Here is a 19078-nt window from a genome sequence, read left to right as displayed (position 1 = left end):
CGCATCTCACCCCTATCCTGCCAGCTCACACGGCCCTCCAGCGAGGAGATGGGAAGATCAGCAAAGGCTCTTCGAGTCACTTCCTGTCCGGGGTCAGCCGCTCGACGTACGACCAGATGAACGTCCTGTCCCCGTCGAGGTGCGCATCGCCCCAGTGGATGGCGTGGATACCGTCCTCCCACGCGGAGGTGAAGAAAACGGAGACCAGCTTCGTGGTGCGCCCGAGTTCCTCGAAAACCTCGTGGAGATCGACGTAGGCGTCCGTGGTGAGAATGTCGTCCAGTGGGAAGAGGCCCTCCGGCGCCTCGGGCCCGTGGGCGGTCAGCATGCGCCTGCGCTGGAGCGAGACATCGGCACGCAACCGCGCCCGGTCGAGCGGAGCCGCACGGTCGGCGTACCGGAACGGGAACAGGGCGTAGCCATTGATCACCGCGTAGGCATAGCCGCGCAGCTCACGGACCGTCCCGCCGAGATCGAGTGCTTCATCGGCCAGCTCCTCGCGTACGGCTTCGGCCAGGACGTGCCCGTACGGTCCGCGCTTCTTCAGATTCGCCTCGGCATGCACGGCCCGTGCCCGCTGGTGCGCCCGCGTCAGTCGCTTCGGTACGCCCGCGACGAGACCGCTCGCCTGTGCGCCGAAGCGCTTCCGCGCCCACGCCGAGGGACTCACCCCCTTGCCGTTCCACCCCGCACCACTGTGCATGGTCTCCCCTGTCTCCCGGCGGTCCCCACTTGTGTGACAGGGGCAGAGGACAGGAACATGGGCGCAAACCGGCCGGAGGGCAGCGGCTGCCTAGGAGTCGTCGCGCTCCGGTCCCTTGCCTTCCTCTGCGGACTCGTCCGAGCCCTTGAGAGAAGTCGGCCAGAGTGGCCCGCTCTCGAATGACTCACGGAGCAGCGGGATCGTCTCGTCCGGGATGCGGAATCCGCTGGCCCAGGACGGTTCCGTCAGCGATCCGTAGATGGTGTGCAGCAGGAACGGCTCATCGCCGCTCAGCACCCCCTGGTCCTCCAGCTCACGTGCCACTGTGCTGACCGGCCGGGTGAATCCCTTGAGCTGCCGGTCCGGCGAGTAGCCCGCGAGGTCGTACACCGTTTCCCGGTCCACGAACCCTCCATTCGCAGCGGCGGCGACGATCACCTTGGCATGCGCCGGATAGCGCGCGACGAGCTGCTCGACGAAAGCGTCCAGCGACGGCCGGGTCCAGCCCTCCTCCAGCTCGTCGTCGTCCCGGTCCGCTCCGCGCAACTGCTCCAGGTCGTCCACCGAACCCTTGTCGACGTGCAGACCTTCCAGCAACTGCTCGGCCCAGGTGAGCAGCTCCGCCGGGGTCAGCATGTAGAGGCGGACACCCGCCTGCTCCCTGAGTTCCACCACGAGCTCGGCCCTGGGGCGTGCCGGGATGTCACCGTCCCGCGGCTGCCACCAGTCCTTCTTGACGTCCCCCGTCACCAGCAGCACATCGCAGGAGCGTCGCTGAGCCTCCTGCAGCAACTGCAACCACAGCAGGTAGTCACCGGCTGCCCGCTCGGCCGGCTTGGTCTTGAAGTCCTCGTAGCCGGGCGGGATCTCGTCGTCGGCCCGTTTCTGCGCGGCCTGGACGGCTTTGTCGTACTCGTCGGTCGGCAGAGGCTCGCCGATGCGGCCCGAGAGGAGTGGCTCCAGTTCCCTCAGTACGGGGTCGCTGTGGGTCTCGGCCGTGCCCCCTAGCGCGTCGCGCTCGGCCTGGCCGTCGATGATTCCCTGCAGCTCCTCCACGGTTTCGGAGAGTGCTGCCAGGCTCTCGTTGATCCGCTGGGTGACGCCTTCGTCCTGCTTGAGTCGTACGTCCTTGACCCATCGCTCGACGGCGTCACTCGCTGACCGCCGAACCCGCTCCAATGCCGCCGAGGTTTCCTTGGCCTTGGTGCTGTGGTGATGGCGTACGGACTTCAACTCACGGTTGCGCCAGAACTCGGTGAGCACCTGGTGCGGCACCCAGAGCCGGTCCCGGAGCTTGGTGAGGACGGCCAGGGTGTCCTGCCGGGTACGGGCGTTGGAGCGGTAGAGGTTGAGCAGCACGTTGGTGTCGAGGACGACCATCCCGCGCTGGAAGACCCGCTCGTAGTCGTGCTTGCGAGGACTCTGATGTGCGCCGTCACAGTCGAAGATCCCCCGCCCGAGCCCACTCGCGGCATCGGTACCGGTCCCGCTCTCCGTCGGCTCGTCCTTGAAGGCCATGCTGCTCTGTGGTTCCCCTCGTCGGCCCCTTCGTGCTCCAGGGCGATGAAGCGCATGGTGCCAGGCCTGGCCGTGATACGAGAGAGCTATCTCGGCCAACTGGGCACGGCCGGTACGGGACCGCTGACGGTGTGCCTGTGCAGCAGGAGAACGGAGAGAGCGGCATGGTACGAACATGGCGGACGGCCATCCTACGATCGTCCGGAAGAACGGTACCGGGTCCGCGCACAGGGTCGGCCGATCCGAGCGACCCCGAAGGTTTTGACGGCCGTGCGGACACGGCGGCCTTGCCCACCGAGCCCTTCAACCGCCGGATCGAGGTCCTGGTCGCGGTCGTCGACCGTCCGGACGAGACGAGCCTCGCGGCCCAGCTTCTGGAGGGGCGCGGATGGTCGGTGAGGCCATGGCTTCCCCGCGACGACGCGGCGGACGCCTCGCCGCTCGGCCCCGGCCGAGTGGGACTGCTCGTCGAAGTCCGTTTGCACGGCGCACGCTTCGGTGCGGTGCAGGCCGCGGTCTCCGAGATTGAGAACCTTGCTCGCCGTCATCAGGCAGGCATGTGGGTGGTGGATGCGTTCCTCATCGAGCACGACCTTGCCAACGACCATCGCTCCGTGTTCCACGCTCACCGCCGACTCCCGGAGGCATCGGCACCCTCAAGTACCCGAAGCCCTCGAGCCTGGGTCGCAGCCCTGCGCACCTCACTCGGGGTCATCTCCACCGTTCGCATCCTCAAGCAAGCCGGCCGTCCCTCCATCGACGCGCTCGAACAGCGTCTGGAGCGCGGAGCACCGACCGGGCGCCCGTACGACCCACAGGGTCTGCAGCTACGCATCCCAATGGGCATGGAAGGCCGGGACCCCGAGGCGCCACCGCCGAGTCCGGTGCCTGCATGGCGCCTGGCAGGCCCTGTGCTGGCATGCCTGGGCATGGCGGTCGCCTGCGGATTCACTGCTGCGGCCGCGGATGGCCTGTTCGTGCTGGTGCCGCTGCTCTTGGCGTGCGCCCTGGTGTGGCCTGTGGGCCATGAGATCACCGACCGCAGGGAGGAACGGTCTCAGACCGTCACCATGGTCTGGGGCACTGTGGCCGTCGCCCCGATGACCCTGGCAGGTCTGTTGCTGGCCCTCACCATGCCCGGTCCCCCGGCACAAGTGGCGCGCGTGACGGCGTACGCGGTGCTCGGGGTGGCTCTCTGCGCTCTGATCCTCTACGGCTTGGGCTACGCCCTGGTCCACTCCTGGTTCAGCCGCAACGCCAACTGGGCCGTGCCGGCACTCGTCCCCGCGCTCGCCCTCAGCCTGCCCTGGTTCGGCGGTCTGCTGCACACGATGTATCTGAAGGCCGGGTTCGGCGTTCCTTCCGAAGCCATCCAAGTCTCGGTGTACTGGTCCTACGCGGCCTCGCTGAAGCCCATCGGTATCGCGCTTGGACTCGCGGTCGTGGTGCTGGCCGTGGCCGGGTGGATGCGCCACTACCACCAGTGGGTCCACGCACGAGGCATGGTCCGGATCGGCGTACCGCTCATGAGCCTCTTCGTCATCGGGATCTCCCTGACCGCCGGACTTCTCGGGGCGGAAACAGCCGCGAACCGAGCACGCACGGCCGCGGCGTCCGGCGAGACCCCGGCGGCGTACTACGGCGTCCAGGGCAGCCTCGTCTGCCTCAAGCCCGTATCCAAGGACATCCCCGTCTTCAACGGCCCGCTTGCCACTTCGCGCCCTCTGCTCACCTTCGGCACGTCCGGGGACCGCGTGTGGCTGTGGGACCCCCGGCGCGACGAGGCACTGTCCGTCCGGCTTGAGGACGTGGTCGTCACGGAGGCCGGGGCGAGCGCCTGCGGCTGAGGTGGCACCGAACGATGCGGTGGAGGGCACGAAGTGCGTGCCCTCCACCGATCTTCATCGGTTCGCAGCGTCAGAAGCCCCTCGTCATGGCTCGTACGTTCTCCAACGCCGCCTGGAGAACGTGGGGAGGCTCCGTCGTCGCCGTTCGGGCGGCCTCTCGGTACGTAGCCGCATTCTTGTCGGGCACCCCGTCCCCCGTGTCGATCAGCTCCTGTCGGCGACTGCCCCAGGCAGGCCAATACCCCGACAGATACGTTTCCAGGACATCCTCGAACACCGTGTACGTCGCGGACGCCTCCGTCGCGGGCCAGGGCGTCCGCGCGGCACTCAGATATCCGAGGAGGCTCGCATTGTCGTCAGCGATCTTCCGCGCCTGGTTTTCGAACTTCCGCACCTTCTCCTGCCGCTTCGCCGGTTCCAGGTGTTGCACGGACTCGGTCTTCCGCTCCAGCATTCCGGCGTCACCGTCGAAGATCACGTGGCACGGCACGCCGAGGGCACTGAGAATCGCATGGCAGAGAAGGATGTTGTCCCTCCCCGTCACATCGATGACCGTGACCCCCTCCGCGCCAAGACTCACTCCGGCCCTCTCCGCACAGCCGGGTGAGCACAGCCCCGTCCGTAGCGCCCTCCGCCAGCACCACCGCGTGGGCGAAGAAGCCTTCGGCCAGCGAGCCCGCCAGCCGGGGTCCTGTCCGCCGCTTGATGGCATCCTCACCCACCAGGCCGGTGAGCGACGCACACAGCTCGGCCTCGGATGCCTGCCAGACTCTGGTGATCGGATGCGCCTCCACCACCTCACGGCTGAGCCGCCGAATCTGGTGGTAGCCCTCGGGATCGATGAACACAGGGCTGTGCGTCGCGTACATCACCTGAGTCCGCCCCTCCACGGACGACGCGACAAGCCCGCGCAGCACGTCCGCGAACACCTTTGCCTGCGGCGGGTGCTGGAACAGCTCAGGCTCCTCGACGGCGAGGCAGAGCGTGCGGGTTCCCCCGTCGGCACGTCGCTGCTCGGCCAGGTACTTCAAGGTCGCGATGATCAGCGCGCGCTGGAAGCCGTGCCCCTGGCGATACACGGATGTCTTGGCAGCCCCGTCCATGACACTCGCCTCGAACACGGTCTTGGAGGCCCTCGGCGCCTGCACGGTGGGCGTGACGACGATTTCCCGGCCAGTCGTGAACTGCGCCACCTCGTTCGACAACGCAGCCGACAAATCCTGGAGCACGGTCCCGTAGACATCTGCGTGCACCTTCTGGCGCGCGAGGTGGGCGGCATCCTCGATCTCACCGAGCTGCGCGTTCGCCTGGGAACGGTCCACCGAGTAGTTGAGGATGCGCGCGAGAGCCGTCGCCTTGGAGTCGTCAGCCTCCTCGTAGGCACGGAGGTCGGCCGAGATGAATACGAAGTCGATCAGTTCGGCCAGCTTGCTCTGCCCCGCGAACCCGAAGAAATGTGTCCCCTCGATCTCAGTCTCGGTGAGCCGGTCCCGGTTCGCCAGCTCCCAGATGTTCATGGCCTCATCGACGACTTCGGCCTTCCCGGCAGGGGGCAGTCCGAGCCCGGGGTCGCTCTCGCGGAGATCGTTGTACGCACGGCGCTTGTCCATCGCCTTGGCGTGCCGTCGAACCTCCTCGAAGGGGCCGTAAGCCAACGCCTTCCCGGTGATCTTGTCATCCCCGGCGTCCCAGGTCCGCCAGACGCTGAAGGCCTCGGCTCCCTCAGGTGCGTACCGGCCGAGGGCATCGCGGTCGTGAGCGGTGAGTCCGTCGAACTCGACCTCGACGGAGATATGCTCGCCATCCGCCGCCGAGTGGACATCGTCCGTGCTCAGCGAGACCGAACGTTCGCCGTTGAAGAACCAGTCGAGTGCGCGCAGCACGGTGGACTTGCCGACACCGGTCGGGCCGATGAAGCAGGTGATGTCCTCGAAGGCAATGTCCACCTTGTGTAGACAGCAGAAATTCTCTACGCGCACACGCTTGATTTTCACGATCGTCCTGGAATGTGGTTCGGGTGGGCCAGATGGGCCCGCTGTGACAATCATGATGTTAGCGACGACGGTGGCTGGTAATCGGATATTCTCTTCGCCGAACTTTGCACGCTCTATTGGCAATTACGTTCGAGTTCCGCCCATACGCTCTTGCCTGGTGCTCCGACACGGGGTGCCACGCCCCAGCGGTCGGCGAGCTGCGAGACGAGAAGCAGGCCACGCCCTGCCTCGTCGTCGGCAGCCGGTGCCGTGGGCGTCTTGGAGGAGGGGCACCGCTCGGTGCGGGTGTCAGCAACTTCGATACGGAGAATCGTCGTTGCCTCGGATACGCATTCGACGAGCCGCACGTGGAAATCGCGTCCGGACACATGGCCGTGACGGATGGCATTCGCGGCCAGCTCGGCGGCGATCAGGGTGAACGTCTCGTTGGAGGGGGAGTCGTACGGGTGGCCCCACTCGTCCAGCCGGTGAGAGACAAGGCGCCGGGCGAGCCTGGCACCGCGTGGCGTGGAAGTGAACTGCATGGCGAATTCGCGTACGGGTGTTCCCGGTTGCGCACCCGGTACCTCGGAGGTGGTCGCTCGACTCATGGCGACGACGATCTCGCCCACGACAGCCCGTTGAACAGGGCAGACACGCGGACGAGAGTGGGCTGTACGCCTCGGCGCGCGTGCCGTACACCGCGCGGTGCGGTGCGGGACAGGCACCCGCGGACTGTGCCCTCGCCTACCGGCAGCGGCACCCTTCGGCGAGCGCCGTCGGGGCGAGAGCCCGCATGGCCTCCTGCTCGGCCTCCGAGATACAAGGCAGTTGGCGTGCGAGTACGTCGAAGTGCTGGTGTCCACGCCATGCGTCGTGGTCACCCACGACGAACAGCCGCCGACGAGCGCGGCTCACCGCGACGTTCAGCAGGTTCGGCGCGGAGGCCGCCCAGACTCGCGGACCTGCTTTGTCGCCGCCCGCGCCGAGAACCAGCAGCACCACGTCGGCTTCCTTCCCCTGGGTCGTGTGCACGGTTCCCACCCTGTCGCGCGGGACCACCTGACACAGGCTGCGGCGGAGTCCGGCCACGACGTCGCGGAACGGGCTGATAACGAAGAGCTCACGCTCCGGGTCGAGACCCTGGTCGACCAGCCGGTGCACGATGACGTTCGCGCAATCCCCCTCCTCCGAAGACCACTTCCCCTGCGAGGCCCTCCCTCCGCTCACCGGCCACCACACGCCGCGCCGCGCCACCGCGTAGTCGTCGTCCCGGTGCACCCCGTGCACCATGAGTCCGTCGTAGGCGATCTCGTTGCTGATCGTGAACATCGGATCGTCGCAGCGCCGGTGCACGCGCAGGGGCGACCCCACCCATACCCGGTCGTCCTCGGAACCCTGGGGTGCCGGAAGCCATGTGCCGTAGCTGTTCAGCCGGTCCGCGACACGCTGCGCGGAGGTGCGGGACGGTTCCCACTCCTCGGCCACGCCGAAGGTGCGGCGCAGTGCCTGCTGCCCCGTGTGCGGCAGTGTCACCACGGGTTCCAGCTGCAGCGGATCGCCGACGATGACGCCTCTGCGGGCTCGCCACAGGGCGCCCACCGGCATCTGCGCGGTCGCCTGGCCGGCCTCGTCGATCAGCATCCAGCCCAGCGACCGGGGCCCCAGTCCGGTGAACATCCGGTCCAGTGAGGCGAAGGTGGTGGAGACGACGGGCACAGCGAGGAAGAGGCTTTGCCAGGCCGCCAGCACCACTTCCGGCTTCAGGGTCTTGGGGGCGTCGCCGCACAGGACGTCCATCGCGGCGTCGAGGTTCTTGCGCATCCGGTCGGCCGCGCCCTCGAGGAAGGCGCGGTGCAGATCCATCGCAGCGAGGAAAAGCCGGGTGCGGGCTCGGGTGAACTCCGGATCGGACCACGGCGAGGAAAGCTCCCTGGCGTCCTCCTCCGTCCGCTCGCCGCGTTCTTCCTGCCCCGGGATGAAGGTGTTCCAGCGCTCAAGGGCCGCCCCCAAGGTAGCCACGAGTCGTGCGTGGTGCCCTTCAGCCACCTGGAGCACCCGCCTGGCTTCGTCCAGGACACCTCTGCGTGCCGCTTCGGCCCGGTCGTACGCGGCGGCCGCCTGGGTGTGTTCCTCGTACACGGCCCGAGCTGTCTGCTCCGCCACGGCCAGCAGTTGGTCCTCCGTCTGCCAGTCACGCTGCGCCGAGCCGAGGGTGAAGATGCCCGCGGTGAGACCGGGCCGGTGCCGACGGTGCTCCGCCCTTCGGCCCGCAGGGCCTGCAAGGTCCCTCTGCGCGTTGTTGCGGGCCGCACGGGCGTCCACAGCCGGTTGCCGGAGGGCCTCCAGGTCCTGCTCGGCGCTGAGAACCGCCGCCTGGGCGGTGGTCACGGCCTCCTGTGATCCGCTGTAGTGCAGGAGCGCTTCATACGCTCGCTGCCGCTCGTCCCGCAGCGCCTCCACCGTCTGCCGCGCGTCCCGGAAACGAATGACGTACTCACGCCACTCCATCAGACTGAAGCCGCGCGAAGCAGCCGCCTTCAGGACGTCCCGCATGCCCTCGCCACGCTCGGCCCGCTCCGCGCGCGGAGGGCCGAACCAGTACGCGTTGCGGAAATCCGAACGGTTCCCCTTGTTGCCGAGCTTCGCGGCGAGGGTTCCCCACGACGGTGCGCCGTCGAGGAGGAGTCGTCCCTGTTCCGGGAAGAAGGACGCTGCTTCCTGCCACTCCGCAGCGACGGATGCGAGTGCCGGGATCTCTTTGGAGACGTTCTCGACGGCGCCGTTGTTGGCCGACGCGATCACCATCTCGTATCCGGCCAGTTCCGGTTTGAGCGGGGCGACGGACCGCTGGTAGGTGCCGGTGCTCCAGCGGTGCGGCTGACCGGTGAACGCGTCCTCGGGGCGGCGTAGTTCGGCCAGGTGCTCTGCTCGCATGACCAGCACGGAGGCGATGAGGTCCCGCAACTGTGTGGTCTTACCCGTACCGGGCGGGCCGTTCACCGCGTACAGGCCGTCGGTGCCGCCGAGTTGCTCCACGATCCGGTTCACCGCGAACTGCTGGCTCAGCACCAGCGGGTGTTCCGTCTTCGCCGGCCAGCGCCCGAGCGGGAAGTACGCCGGCTGGACACCGTCGAGTACCGCTCCGGGTTCGTGCTTGAGGTCGACACGCGCACGTCCACGCAGCGCGGCCGAGGCGGTCAGATAGTCCCGCAGCGCAGGCCCTGGATCGTCCTTGGTGAGGCTGCCTGCGACCAGGCTGAGGTCCGCCGTGAGGAAGCTGTTCAGGAAGTCCGACCCACCCGCCCGGCCGGCCTTCCGCCGGGACACGGACCTGCACTGAACCCGGATCGTCTCCGGTCTCAGGTCGTCGGTGACGCCGAACTGTTCCGCGACCCACCGGGTGACCGCCGACAGGTCCCTCACGGTCAGCGGCTTCTCACCCAACCGGGGCGGGGCCTCCTCGTCGTCCCCCGCATCGGCCACGCCGTCGTCCAACGGGCTGTCGTCCGAAGTATCTGCGTCCTCGCGCCTGGCAGCACGCCTGGCGCCACCGTTGACCACGCCATCGACCGCGCCGGTGACGGCGCCGACCGCCAGGTCACCCAGCACAGGCCCGAGTGCGGCGTTCAGGGCGCCGCCAGCCGCGCCGACAGTGATCTCGCACAGCAACCCCGCAAATGTCCGCTGCCGCCGCCCTGGCGCGGTGTCCGCGATCGTCACCTTGCCGTCACCGATGCCCAGCACGACGGTTTCGCACGCCTCGGCTTCCGCCTCGAAGCCGTCGAGCCAGCCCTGGGCCCCCGGTCCGGGCTTACGGCTGCGCCCTGTCGCCCAGGCGCACGCGGAGAAGGTGATGGAGTCCTGGACCAGCAGCCCCTCGTCCGTGACCTCGAAGGCCAGCACGGCACTGTCACCGTCCACCCGGCCGTCGTGGTCCTCATCGCTACCGCCGAAGACATCGAGCAGGACATCGCGGACGGACGCGACTGGATACACGCCGCAGTAGACGGTATGTTGCCTGACCATGTTCCGGCCCGGGTTCCGCCGTCGTACGGGATGCCCCTCCTCCCACGGCAGAGGACGCCCGGCCTCCACGGGATACATGCCGTTCGGCGGCGAGGTCTTCTCCACCTTCTGCGGGCTGAACATCTCCACCGCCCGCCAGTAGCGCACGATGTCCGCCCTGCGTCGCCGCTCACCACTCGCCGCCATACGGCCCGCCCCCTCGTTCCGGTCCGTCAGGAACGATCACCCTAGCCAGCACCGCGCGCTGTGCGCCGTGCGCAGAGGGCATTGGCGCATATGCGACCTCGGGTCGGTGCCCGCTGTGCCGTCGGCGGCGACGGGAGGCGGACGCTCGTCAGGAACAGGGCTCGACCAAGCATTGCTTCGCCTCCTCGATCCCATTCGTTGTCGGGGGAACGGGCTCTGGATCAGAACGGTTACAAGCTCTCGGAAGGCGTCAGACCGTCAGTTCATCGGGATACGGCACCCGCAGGTGACAGGCACGAGTTCGTGCCGCTCCTGTCCCACGTCAGCCGTAGGCTGTCATGGGGAATCGAGGGGGAGACGATGATCAACTACCGCAAGGCGATCGTTCCGGTGTGGACGCTGGCGACCGATGACGTCCAAGTGCCCGCAGTGGCCGGAGACGGGCCGATGACGGCTGAGCGCCTGGCTGAACTGCGCGGTGTGCTGGCCGGTCTGGCCGATTCACCGATCGCCACACTTGAGGCACATCCGCTGCCCGACCGGCTCGACCGCAGCCGAGGTATCCCGCTCGAGTCTGTGAGCCCTTTGGCGCAGCACCTGTCGCAGCTCATCTCGCAATCAGCTCGGAGTTCCCCCGTGGCGGCGGCGACCGCTACCGGCGAAGGCTTGTATCGCATGGTGGTTCCGGCGAAGGTTGCCGCCCAGTTCGGTCAGGGCATCGTTCGCCCGATGGTGTCGAAGGCTGCGGCCGGTGGCATCCACGGTGCTCTCATGAACTCGACGGGCATCGCAGCCAATGCGACGTTCGTGCCCGTCGGAAAAGTGGCAGCAGCAGGGGCAGTCGGTGGAGCCGGTGCAGCGGCCGGCGTCGCGGCCACCGGCAGCGTGGCGCTCACCGTGGCCGCGCCGCTCGTCCTCATGGCCGTTGCGGTAGGGGTGAGTGCGCATGCCGACCAAAAACGCCAGCAGGCCATCGAGCACATCACAGAACTGCTGGAGCAACTGCACGAAGAGAAGCTCGATGACGAGCGCAGTGACCTTGACGGCTGCCGCAGCGCCATTGACAGAGCCACTGCCATTCTCCTTGACGAGGGCGAGATCGGTGCCTCGCTCGGACTGGACTCGGCAGTGCACGCCATCGATACGGCGCTGTCCAAGGCGCGCAGCCGCCTTCACCGGTGGCAGGGAGCACTCGACGCGCTCCCTGACGGCAAGCCCGTCGAGATCGGCAAGCTGACCGAGTCGTTCCCGGGCGTGGACGACCACGGCGGTACGTTCCGCGCTCACCTCGAACTCGCGGCCCTGGCCATTGCACTGAAGCGGAGAGTCGACGTTCTACAGGCCGTCGAGCATGCCCAGAAGAACCCTGACAACCTGTTCGAGAACTTCGTTCGTGTGCTCCGGCGTGACCAACATGGCCTTGACGAAATGGAGTCGGACGTCGCGGAGGTCCTGGTACGCCTTTCAGCGCTGGAGCTGGCCCGCCCGAACGGTTTGCGGCCCGTCTTCACGACCAGCGAAGTTGATCGCCTGATGCGCGCGACGCACCGGATTCACAAGCTGGGCGACAGCGCCATGGTCGACAGCCGTGCGACGGACGTGGCGATTGAGATCGCGCGTGACAAGGACGGCTCGGTGGTCGTGTTTCCTGCCCTGCCCGCGTAGGCCGATGGTGTTCGCCGAGAACGCCTCCACCGCCCGGACCGGCAGCGCGCCGCAGGCTGCCGATGGCTGCTCTGCGGAACCTGAGCATCGACAGGCTGCGGCTGCTCGGAGCGGCCGGCATCGCCAAGCCAACCTGGGCGATCCGGGACGAGCACGAACACGCAGCCGGGATCTGGGGTAGCACAGGCATCCCCACCCTGCGGGGAACGTGAAGCCACCCTGCCTCTGATGGCCTGGAGCCCGTCCTTGTCGAGGGACAAGCTGGGCGCTGCGCACCTCACGTTCCTCGCTGCGCACTTCTGGGGGAACTGCTCGGTTCAGGCAGTAAACGATCTCGGTGCGTGCATACCGTTGACCAGGAGAGACGCGCCGACGGGACCGTGTTGTACGCGTCCACGCGCGGGCTGTACGCGGTGCGGGGCATGACCGACCCAGGTGGGCTGCGTTGGCCGATGCGTAGGCGGGACGTTCGGGGCAGGCAGGGCGACGCGGCACGGTAACGGGAGGCGTGGGACGTGGACGATCAGCGACAGCAGCCGGAGCATGAGTACGAGGTCGGGTCAGGCATCTTGCATGTGTTCGGCCAGCACCTGAAGCTCTTCCGGGTACGGGCGGGACTGGAGCGGGCGGAGTTCGGCTCGATGACCGGATACGCGGCGTCGTCCATCGCGTCGTTCGAGCAGGGCCGCCGAATCCCGCAACCGAAGTTCATCGACCAGGCGGACGAACTGCTGGACGCGGGCGGGGTACTGAAGGCAAGCAAGGAGGAGGTGGCACGGGCGCAGTATCCGGCGTTCTTCCGGGATGCGGCGCGGTTGGAGGCGGAGGCGGTCGAGGTGCATGTGTACGCCAGCCATGGTGTGCCTGGGCTGCTACAGACGGCGGAGTACGCGCGGGCCGTGTTCGAGATGTGGCGACCGGTGCTGGAGGAAGAGATCGTGGAGCAACGTGTAGCAGCACGTCTGGCAAGGCAGGAGATCTTCTCCCGTCGTCCCAGGCCCATCATTAGCTTCGTGATCGAAGAGTGCATGCTGAGCCGTCCCCTGGGCGGGGACGAAGTGCTGCGCGGACAGTTGGAACAGATTCTCCTGGTCGGCCAACACCGCAACGTCGAATTCCAGGTGATGCCGACCCGGCGCGAGGAGCACGCGGGCATGGCCGGAGCCTTCACCTTGATCGAAACCAAGGAAGAGCGGAGGATCGCGTACGTTGAGGCGCACAAGGACAGCCGTCTCTACACGGAGCGAAGGTCGGTCCGGGAGTTCGAGGAGCAGTACGGAGTCCTCCGGGCCCAGGCACTCACTCCGCGCGAATCGCTGGCCCTCATCGAGAAATCCCTGGGAGAGACATGAACGCCGAAGCGCTTGTAAGGACGCCTGAGTCCGCGTGGTTCAAGAGCAGCTACAGCAGCGGAGCGGGTGGCGAGTGCGTCGAGGTCGCGGCCCGTGCACACACCGTCCACGTCCGTGACTCGAAGGACAAGGCGGGGCCTATCTTGTCTGTCGCCTGCGGTGGCTGGGCGGCCTTCGTCGAGTTCGCCGCGCAGGACTGACCCGCCCCACGGACAGCGCCCCGCCCCACCACCGAGCGTTCCGGTGGCGGGGCGCCCCCTTGCGCGCGTGGCGCGCCGGGGCTCAGTCGGCCTTCTTCGCCCTCCCACGGGTCTTCTTCTCCGGCCGCCAGGCCCTGAGGTCCTCCGCCGAGAGCCCGTGCTTGGAGCGCTGCTCGTCCAGGTATGCCTGGTACTCCTCGGCGGGAGTGCCGTCCCACTCTTCGTCGTACTCGCCGTGCCACTGGTGAACCCACGGCATCAGCTCCTGAATGCCCGCAATCAGCGGGGTCAGGCGCGGGGTCTCCCAACCGGCTTGCTCGGTACGGTCATTGATCACGTTGACCAGGGCCTGCACTTGATCCTTGTGATCCCAGCCGGCCCAGCCGAGCAGCAGCGTCGGGTCAGAGTCCGGCGACGCGTCGGGGTAGGAGATGAACCGCTCCTTGGGCACGTCGAGCTTGCCACGCTGCATCCAGTAAGACGCTTTGAGGAAGTCTGGTGGAGTTGAGGTGTACTTCGGCGGTACAGGAATATCGACCCGATTCCCCGTCCTGTCCTCCTCGCGTTGAAGGTCCCACACCTGCTCCCACTGGGCGCGCTTGCGCAGGCCAGAGTCCCTATAGCGCATCGGCGCAAGGTACGGAACGTGTTCCGTGACGACGATGTCCGCAAGAACCGTCGCGAGGGGCGCATCACGCTTGCCGAGGTGATCAGCGGCGTAAAGCTCGGCGACAGCGTTCGCCTCAGCATCGGAACGAAGTTCGTCGGCAAGCTGGGAGACGGTGAGCGTACGAGGCTGACGCATTCCATCACGCAGGCCAAACCAGAGGTTGGCATCCTCACACCGGTTGAGCAGCCAAGCTTGGAGGGCTGCCTTTTCCTTCTTTTCCCAAGTTTCGGATGCCCAACGCCGCTTGTACTCGGGCCGCTCGACGAGGGCCACGCCCTTGCGAGAGGTGATGATCTCGATGCGCGCCTCAACAATAGCCTTGTACGAGTCGGGCCAGTGCGCGGGGATGTCGACAACTTCAGGAAACTGATGGTTATGGTGTGCGAACCACGACGTGTTGATTTCGCCAGCAGCAACCGCCCGTGCGAGCACGATGGCGAATGCTCTCTCGCTCGCCTCGACTTTGGGGCTGCTAGCTCCACTAGGGAGGGTTGTACGCACCACCTCGTCCGGGCTCAGAACGCCATACGCCCCGTAGACGGTCCAGTCCAGCTCCTCTTGGAGTGCAACCATTTGGGCCTTGATGCGTACGTACTCGGAGCAAGCCTCGGTCAGACAAGCTCGCGTGAGAACACCACGCTCAACGAGGGCGGAAGGCTCATGTCTAGCCAGTTCCTGAGCAAGCGAATCCAGTCCACGACCCAGTTCGAGGGGGAGAGTGACGGGAAGGGGGAATTCTTGAAGCTTTGTGCCGGTGAACTCGTATCGATGCTCCCAGGGCTCATCAGCTCCCGTTGCCTCAGCGCCGGGGCGCCCTTTGTTATGGCTCACCTGCTTAAGCCAGAAGCAGGCCGTCGACGAGTTCAGCACCCCCAGCAACTCCAGGTGCTGATCCTCCGTAGCCTCCTCCGGCAATTTGATCACCGGCGCGGACCTACCAAATACCTTCCCACCTCGATCAAGCACGAAGTGATTATGGGTTGCAACAAACGAAAAAGGGATTGCCCAAGAATGAGCAGCCTCATCCTTGGGCAGTTGGTGCCATTCATACCAAGGGCGCCCGTCACTATAGTAAGTCCCCTTGGTGAACGTTGCCCTATTTCCGAGCTCTGTTCGCAACGGCCACAACCGCCGAGCGTGTGCTGGCATAGCCTCGAGTGAAACGAGTTCTCGCTCCTGATCGTACGGGTGGAAAGCATCGTCGGTTGCTTGCGTGCCCCAATCACGCACCTCTTCACCGATCGTCAGAGGCAGATGGTAAGCAGCTTCAGCGTGATCCCGCTGGAAAGCGCGCGCTGTGGCAGTCATGGCGTCATCGGCACCCATAACACCATAGAAGCCAACCCTCTTAAGGGTGCCCCCCAAGCGTACTGCTGCGCCATCGTTCACGCACTGAAATAGACTTCCCGCTCCTCCACCACTCAGGGTCCAAGGATGAAGAGCATACTTCCCCCTCTCTGCATACTCGGCGGTGACCCACTCCGACCCACTCATCGGATTCTTCACTTGCTCAACAATTGCCGACCAGACGCTGCCGCGGGCCGGGTTAGCCGGCTGAGTCGGCTCCCCCCTCACTCCCAAAACAACACGAACCGGATCAGACTGCACGGCAACTCGATTGCGCCCCACCAGGATGACGGTCGGTGTTCCGTGCCCGGGAATATAGGCGCCTGATGTGTCAATCACGTGACTTAGATCCACACCGGAGAACACAGCCTTTCTTTTGGTTCGTGGATCCTTGTACTCCACACCACCGTGGAGAAATGACTCGATCAACGTCTTGCCGAACTCCCGCTTCATAAAGGAGTTAGCAGTAATCTGCCCCGCAAACCCAGCCTGCCGATCCTTCCCCGCCCCCCTCACTGCTAGCTCGAAAATCCTTTGGGCAAATGGCACAGACAACGCATATTTGCGCGCACAAGCAAAATACGCCTTCCGGTAGTTCTCGTTCTCCTGCTTGTCCTTCACTGTGATGTAAGGCGGATTCCCCACCACGACGTGGTAACTCCCACGCCCCAGCAGATCCACCCGATCCGCGAACTCCCACACATCCTCAGTCCGGAAGGCAAACGTCCGGTCCTCGTCCTCCCCCGCACCCGAGAACAGCGTCTCCGTGACCGTCTCCGCCCCCCGCCCATGCAGCAGCGAGTCCCCCGCCGCCACGTTGATCGGGAACTCCGGGGCCGCCGCCAGGCGCCGCTCCCCGCACGCCTTCAGCACCGCCACCAGCATCCGGAAGCGGGCGATCGCCACCGCGAACGGGTTCTTGTCGCAGCCGTGCACCGACTCCAGGGACCGTCGCACCAGCTCCCAGTCCTCCGTGCCCGGCTCCGCCTCCCGCCACTTCTTCAGCAGCCGCTCGAACATACCGAGCAGGAAGTGGCCAGACCCGCACGCCGGGTCGATGCACCGCAGGCCCCGTACGACCGCCTCGTCGCCCTGCCAGCCCGCCGGCTTGTGCTTCCACGCCGGTTCCAGGCCGAACTCCTCGACCGCCGGTTCCAGCGTCAGGTCGAGGATGAACTCCTCCACGAACTCGGGCGTCTGCAACAGCGCGTACGTCTTCCGCGCGTGCTCGCTCAGGTCCTGGTAGAGGTCGCCCAGGAACCGGGTGTCCAGCTCCCCGTCCGTGAAGTCGTGGATGATCTCGCCGTCCGCGCCCCGCTCCCGCCAGAAGCCCAGCAGCCGTGTCGCTGCCTCGTACGACGGGCTCAGCTCCCACAGCGCGTTGTGGCCCCGGTCGAAGAGCCCCGCGACCGCCTTGTGCGCGTCCGACAGGTGGTCGAAGCCCGCCACCAGCCAGTCCCGGTCGTTCAGCTCCGGCCTCTCCCGGAAGAACGCCGCCTGCCGGTCCTCCGCGTCCGCGAGCCGCTCCCCCGGGCCCGCGATGAACGGGTCGTCGACCAGGCCGTTGTCCTCGCAGAACCGCACGAACACCGTGGCCAGCACCCAGGCCGCCGCCGCCTGCGTCACGCGCTCGTCCCTCCAGGCCCCGTACGTCGCCGCCGTGCGGCTCGCCTCGCGGGCTGCCGTGTACTCGCGCTCAAGCTCCGTGCGGTACTCGTCCACCGAGTCCGTGCGAGCCCGGAGGTCGTCCTCCAGCGCGGTGACCTGCTTGCGCAGATCCTTCAGCAGTGCGGCCTTGTCCACCGGGGCGCCCCCTCGTTCCGTGACCCGGACCCCGCCCGGGTCCGCAGCTCATATGCATCCATCCTGCCAGCCCCGCCGCCCCTCCCCGGACGCTTCATCCGGAACCGGACAGCACACCACCTCTCACTCCATCGGCGGAAGAATCCAAACGGCCCACGCGGTGTCCACAACCTGACCTATCGTGCTCGCACGATCACCGCGAAGGAGCCCCATGCCGTCCCTGCCGCCCTTCCTCCCGGCCACGGACACGTTGCCGCCAGGGCGCTTCCCGCTGTCCTGGGAGGAAGTGGAGAAGGAGCTGGTGTGGCACCGCCGGTTCGCCGCCTCCACCACCCGCTGGGAGATCTTCAAGGAGTGGACCCTGCACCGAGCGGCGGTGGAGGCCGTGCTCGGGTCGGTGAGCCGGATATGGCTGGCCGGGAGCTTCGTCAGCGGGAAGATCGACCCCAGTGATGTGGATGTCACGTACCTGGTCGCGCACGACGTCTACGATGCACACGCCGCAGACAGCGACCTCGCGGAGTATCTGGACAACCTGGGAACGCGCGACTGGTGTGTCGCCCAGCACATGCGGGTGGACGCGCGCATCCTGCGTCTGCCGGAGACGGTCCGCTTCCAGGACCTCGGTGTGACGGGAGCCATGGCCCCGGGAGACCGGGACGTCTTCTACCAGCTGGGGCTCTTCGACGAGATCTGGCAGCGGTGCAGACCGACAATGGGTGACACTCGGACCGACAAACGGCGCGGATACGTGGAGGTACTGCTGTGAACGCCCCGCAGGACCTGCCCGACCCCTCCGACCGGCAGTCCCTGCTCGCTTGGCTGGAGGCCAATCGGGCAAAAGCACCCGGTCACTCCCCCGTTCGCTCCTTGTCCGAGTTCTCCGCCGCCCAGAGCCGGCGTTTGAGAAACGCCCTTGGGCACGGGCAGCAGTCCGACGTGGACCGGGAGCGCCAGGGCCCGCCGCGCCGTTCGCTCAGTCTGGCGCTCGATGGGCCGCCCGTACGTGACCACCGGATCGAGGCGTCCGTCCTCGGCGGGTGGCTCACAGCCCTGCAGACAGCTGTCACCTCGGTCGCCCACGCACTCGACGATCAGCGCCCGACCCATGACTCCGGCCCCGTACCCAGAGAGATCCAGCGCGCCACAAAGCTCTACTCGTCGGCCGTGTTCCCCTCCTCCTACGGCATGGTCCTGGAGGAGGCACCACCGGAGGCCCAGCAAGAGCTGCCGGACATCGCCGCTGGGGAGTCACTCCTGGACCGCGCCATGTCGACCCTCCTGGACCTGACCGACCGAGCAGAGTCGGGGGACGCTGCGGAGGACGCCGTCCTCGCTGCTGCCCTTCCGCTCGGGCGTCGGGCGGCGGGGCACCTGGCGCAGCTGACCGGAGTGGTGGCGGACGCGGACGCCGGCGTCAGGCTCACCTGGCAGTCCCCGCATGCCGGCCTGCGGTCGTCGAGCCTGAGCAGCAGTGGCGCGCAACGCTGCCGGGAAACGCTGCGCACCGCGGATTTCGCCCACCGCAGCGACATTCTCACCGGCACCGTCGTGGGCGGCAGCAAGGTGCGCGGAACCGTGGAGATCGAGGTTGCTCGTCGCGGGGTCGTCACCGTACGCGCCGACCGTGAGGTGACCGCGCTCCTGAGCGCCTACGCCAACCGCACAGTCCTGGCGGAGGTCATGATCACCACCGCCAGGTCCCCGCTGGGCCGCGAGCATCACAGCTACCTGCTGATCGACCTGGACCTGGCGGAGGGCTGACCCGAACGGCGGCCCAGCCCT

At 67.0% G+C, this 19078-nt stretch carries 14 protein-coding genes; 7 read left to right on the top strand and 7 right to left on the bottom strand.

The genetic code is table 11. The features are described from left to right. Nucleotides 1-76: 76 nt before the first annotated feature. The gene (locus ACFXOA_RS19870) at nucleotides 77-703 is read right to left on the bottom strand and encodes a hypothetical protein (protein WP_385029835.1); all 627 of its coding nucleotides are present in this window, start codon (nucleotides 701-703) and stop codon (nucleotides 77-79) included. Between the two features lie 90 nt (nucleotides 704-793). Continuing rightward, nucleotides 794-2221, bottom strand: coding sequence for a PIN-like domain-containing protein (locus ACFXOA_RS19865; RefSeq protein ID WP_385029832.1), 1428 nt, complete (start codon nucleotides 2219-2221; stop codon nucleotides 794-796). A gap of 287 nt (nucleotides 2222-2508) precedes the next feature. Between ACFXOA_RS19865 and ACFXOA_RS19860 the strand changes: the two genes are divergently transcribed. Continuing rightward, nucleotides 2509-4068: a hypothetical protein gene (locus ACFXOA_RS19860; RefSeq protein WP_385029829.1), complete on the top strand. Its 1560-nt coding sequence runs from the start codon at nucleotides 2509-2511 to the stop codon at nucleotides 4066-4068. A 70-nt stretch (nucleotides 4069-4138) separates the two neighbouring features. Here the strand turns inward: ACFXOA_RS19860 and ACFXOA_RS19855 are convergent, their stop codons facing one another. From ACFXOA_RS19855 to ACFXOA_RS19840, 4 genes are all read right to left on the bottom strand, one after another. Beyond that, entirely contained in the window at nucleotides 4139-4612 is a 474-nt protein-coding gene (locus ACFXOA_RS19855; protein ID WP_385029826.1) for a hypothetical protein, read from the bottom strand. Further along, a complete protein-coding gene (locus tag ACFXOA_RS19850) occupies nucleotides 4530-6062 on the bottom strand; it encodes an ATP-dependent endonuclease (protein ID WP_385029823.1) in 1533 nt (510 codons plus the stop codon). Before ACFXOA_RS19850 ends, ACFXOA_RS19855 begins: the two co-directional genes overlap by 83 nt. Before the next feature lie 113 nt (nucleotides 6063-6175). Beyond that, on the bottom strand, nucleotides 6176-6673 hold the full coding sequence (locus ACFXOA_RS19845) for an ATP-binding protein (protein WP_385029820.1): 498 nt from the start codon (nucleotides 6671-6673) through the stop codon (nucleotides 6176-6178). 115 nt (nucleotides 6674-6788) lie between these two features. After that, nucleotides 6789-10256, bottom strand: coding sequence for a DEAD/DEAH box helicase (locus ACFXOA_RS19840; RefSeq protein ID WP_385029817.1), 3468 nt, complete (start codon nucleotides 10254-10256; stop codon nucleotides 6789-6791). 360 nt (nucleotides 10257-10616) lie between these two features. Here ACFXOA_RS19840 and ACFXOA_RS19835 point away from each other — a divergent pair, with 360 nt between their 5' ends. The 4 genes from ACFXOA_RS19835 (at nucleotide 10617) to ACFXOA_RS19820 (ending at nucleotide 13473) form a co-directional block, all read left to right on the top strand. Next, complete coding sequence (locus ACFXOA_RS19835; protein WP_385029814.1) at nucleotides 10617-11921, top strand: hypothetical protein; 1305 nt, start codon at nucleotides 10617-10619, stop codon at nucleotides 11919-11921. A 62-nt stretch (nucleotides 11922-11983) separates the two neighbouring features. Beyond that, nucleotides 11984-12133 (top strand): hypothetical protein, encoded by a 150-nt coding sequence (locus ACFXOA_RS19830; protein ID WP_385029811.1) that lies wholly within the window; start codon nucleotides 11984-11986, stop codon nucleotides 12131-12133. A gap of 303 nt (nucleotides 12134-12436) precedes the next feature. Next, a complete protein-coding gene (locus tag ACFXOA_RS19825) occupies nucleotides 12437-13273 on the top strand; it encodes a helix-turn-helix domain-containing protein (protein WP_385029808.1) in 837 nt (278 codons plus the stop codon). Continuing rightward, a complete protein-coding gene (locus ACFXOA_RS19820) occupies nucleotides 13270-13473 on the top strand; it encodes a DUF397 domain-containing protein (protein ID WP_385029805.1) in 204 nt (67 codons plus the stop codon). Before ACFXOA_RS19825 ends, ACFXOA_RS19820 begins: the two co-directional genes overlap by 4 nt. Before the next feature lie 82 nt (nucleotides 13474-13555). Here the strand turns inward: ACFXOA_RS19820 and pglX are convergent, their stop codons facing one another. Continuing rightward, nucleotides 13556-17293, bottom strand: a complete 3738-nt coding sequence (pglX, locus tag ACFXOA_RS19815) for a BREX-2 system adenine-specific DNA-methyltransferase PglX (RefSeq protein ID WP_385029802.1) — start codon at nucleotides 17291-17293, stop codon at nucleotides 13556-13558. Between the two features lie 211 nt (nucleotides 17294-17504). Here pglX and ACFXOA_RS19810 point away from each other — a divergent pair, with 211 nt between their 5' ends. Together ACFXOA_RS19810 and ACFXOA_RS19805 are read left to right on the top strand one after the other, a co-directional pair. Then, nucleotides 17505-18062: a DUF6932 family protein gene (locus ACFXOA_RS19810; RefSeq protein WP_385029799.1), complete on the top strand. Its 558-nt coding sequence runs from the start codon at nucleotides 17505-17507 to the stop codon at nucleotides 18060-18062. Between the two features lie 134 nt (nucleotides 18063-18196). After that, nucleotides 18197-19057 carry a hypothetical protein gene (locus tag ACFXOA_RS19805; RefSeq protein ID WP_385029796.1) on the top strand — a complete coding sequence of 287 codons (861 nt, stop codon included), beginning with the start codon at nucleotides 18197-18199 and terminating at the stop codon, nucleotides 19055-19057. Nucleotides 19058-19078 lie beyond the last annotated feature (21 nt).

The organism is Streptomyces sp. NPDC059166 (assembly GCF_042755185.1).
In the GTDB taxonomy this organism is placed as follows: Bacteria; Actinomycetota; Actinomycetes; order Streptomycetales; family Streptomycetaceae; genus Streptomyces.
Note: the sequence above shows the minus strand (reverse complement) of the source record. Positions and strands in the feature narration are given on the sequence as shown.

Coding starts and splice junctions, on each gene's coding strand:
- ACFXOA_RS19870 (WP_385029835.1), bottom strand. CDS start 703: ATGCACAGTGGTGCGGGGTGGAACGGCAAGGGGGTGAGTCCCTCGGCG.
- ACFXOA_RS19865 (WP_385029832.1), bottom strand. CDS start 2,221: ATGGCCTTCAAGGACGAGCCGACGGAGAGCGGGACCGGTACCGATGCC.
- ACFXOA_RS19840 (WP_385029817.1), bottom strand. CDS start 10,256: ATGGCGGCGAGTGGTGAGCGGCGACGCAGGGCGGACATCGTGCGCTAC.
- ACFXOA_RS19835 (WP_385029814.1), top strand. CDS start 10,617: ATGATCAACTACCGCAAGGCGATCGTTCCGGTGTGGACGCTGGCGACC.
- ACFXOA_RS19830 (WP_385029811.1), top strand. CDS start 11,984: ATGGCTGCTCTGCGGAACCTGAGCATCGACAGGCTGCGGCTGCTCGGA.
- ACFXOA_RS19820 (WP_385029805.1), top strand. CDS start 13,270: ATGAACGCCGAAGCGCTTGTAAGGACGCCTGAGTCCGCGTGGTTCAAG.
- ACFXOA_RS19810 (WP_385029799.1), top strand. CDS start 17,505: ATGCCGTCCCTGCCGCCCTTCCTCCCGGCCACGGACACGTTGCCGCCA.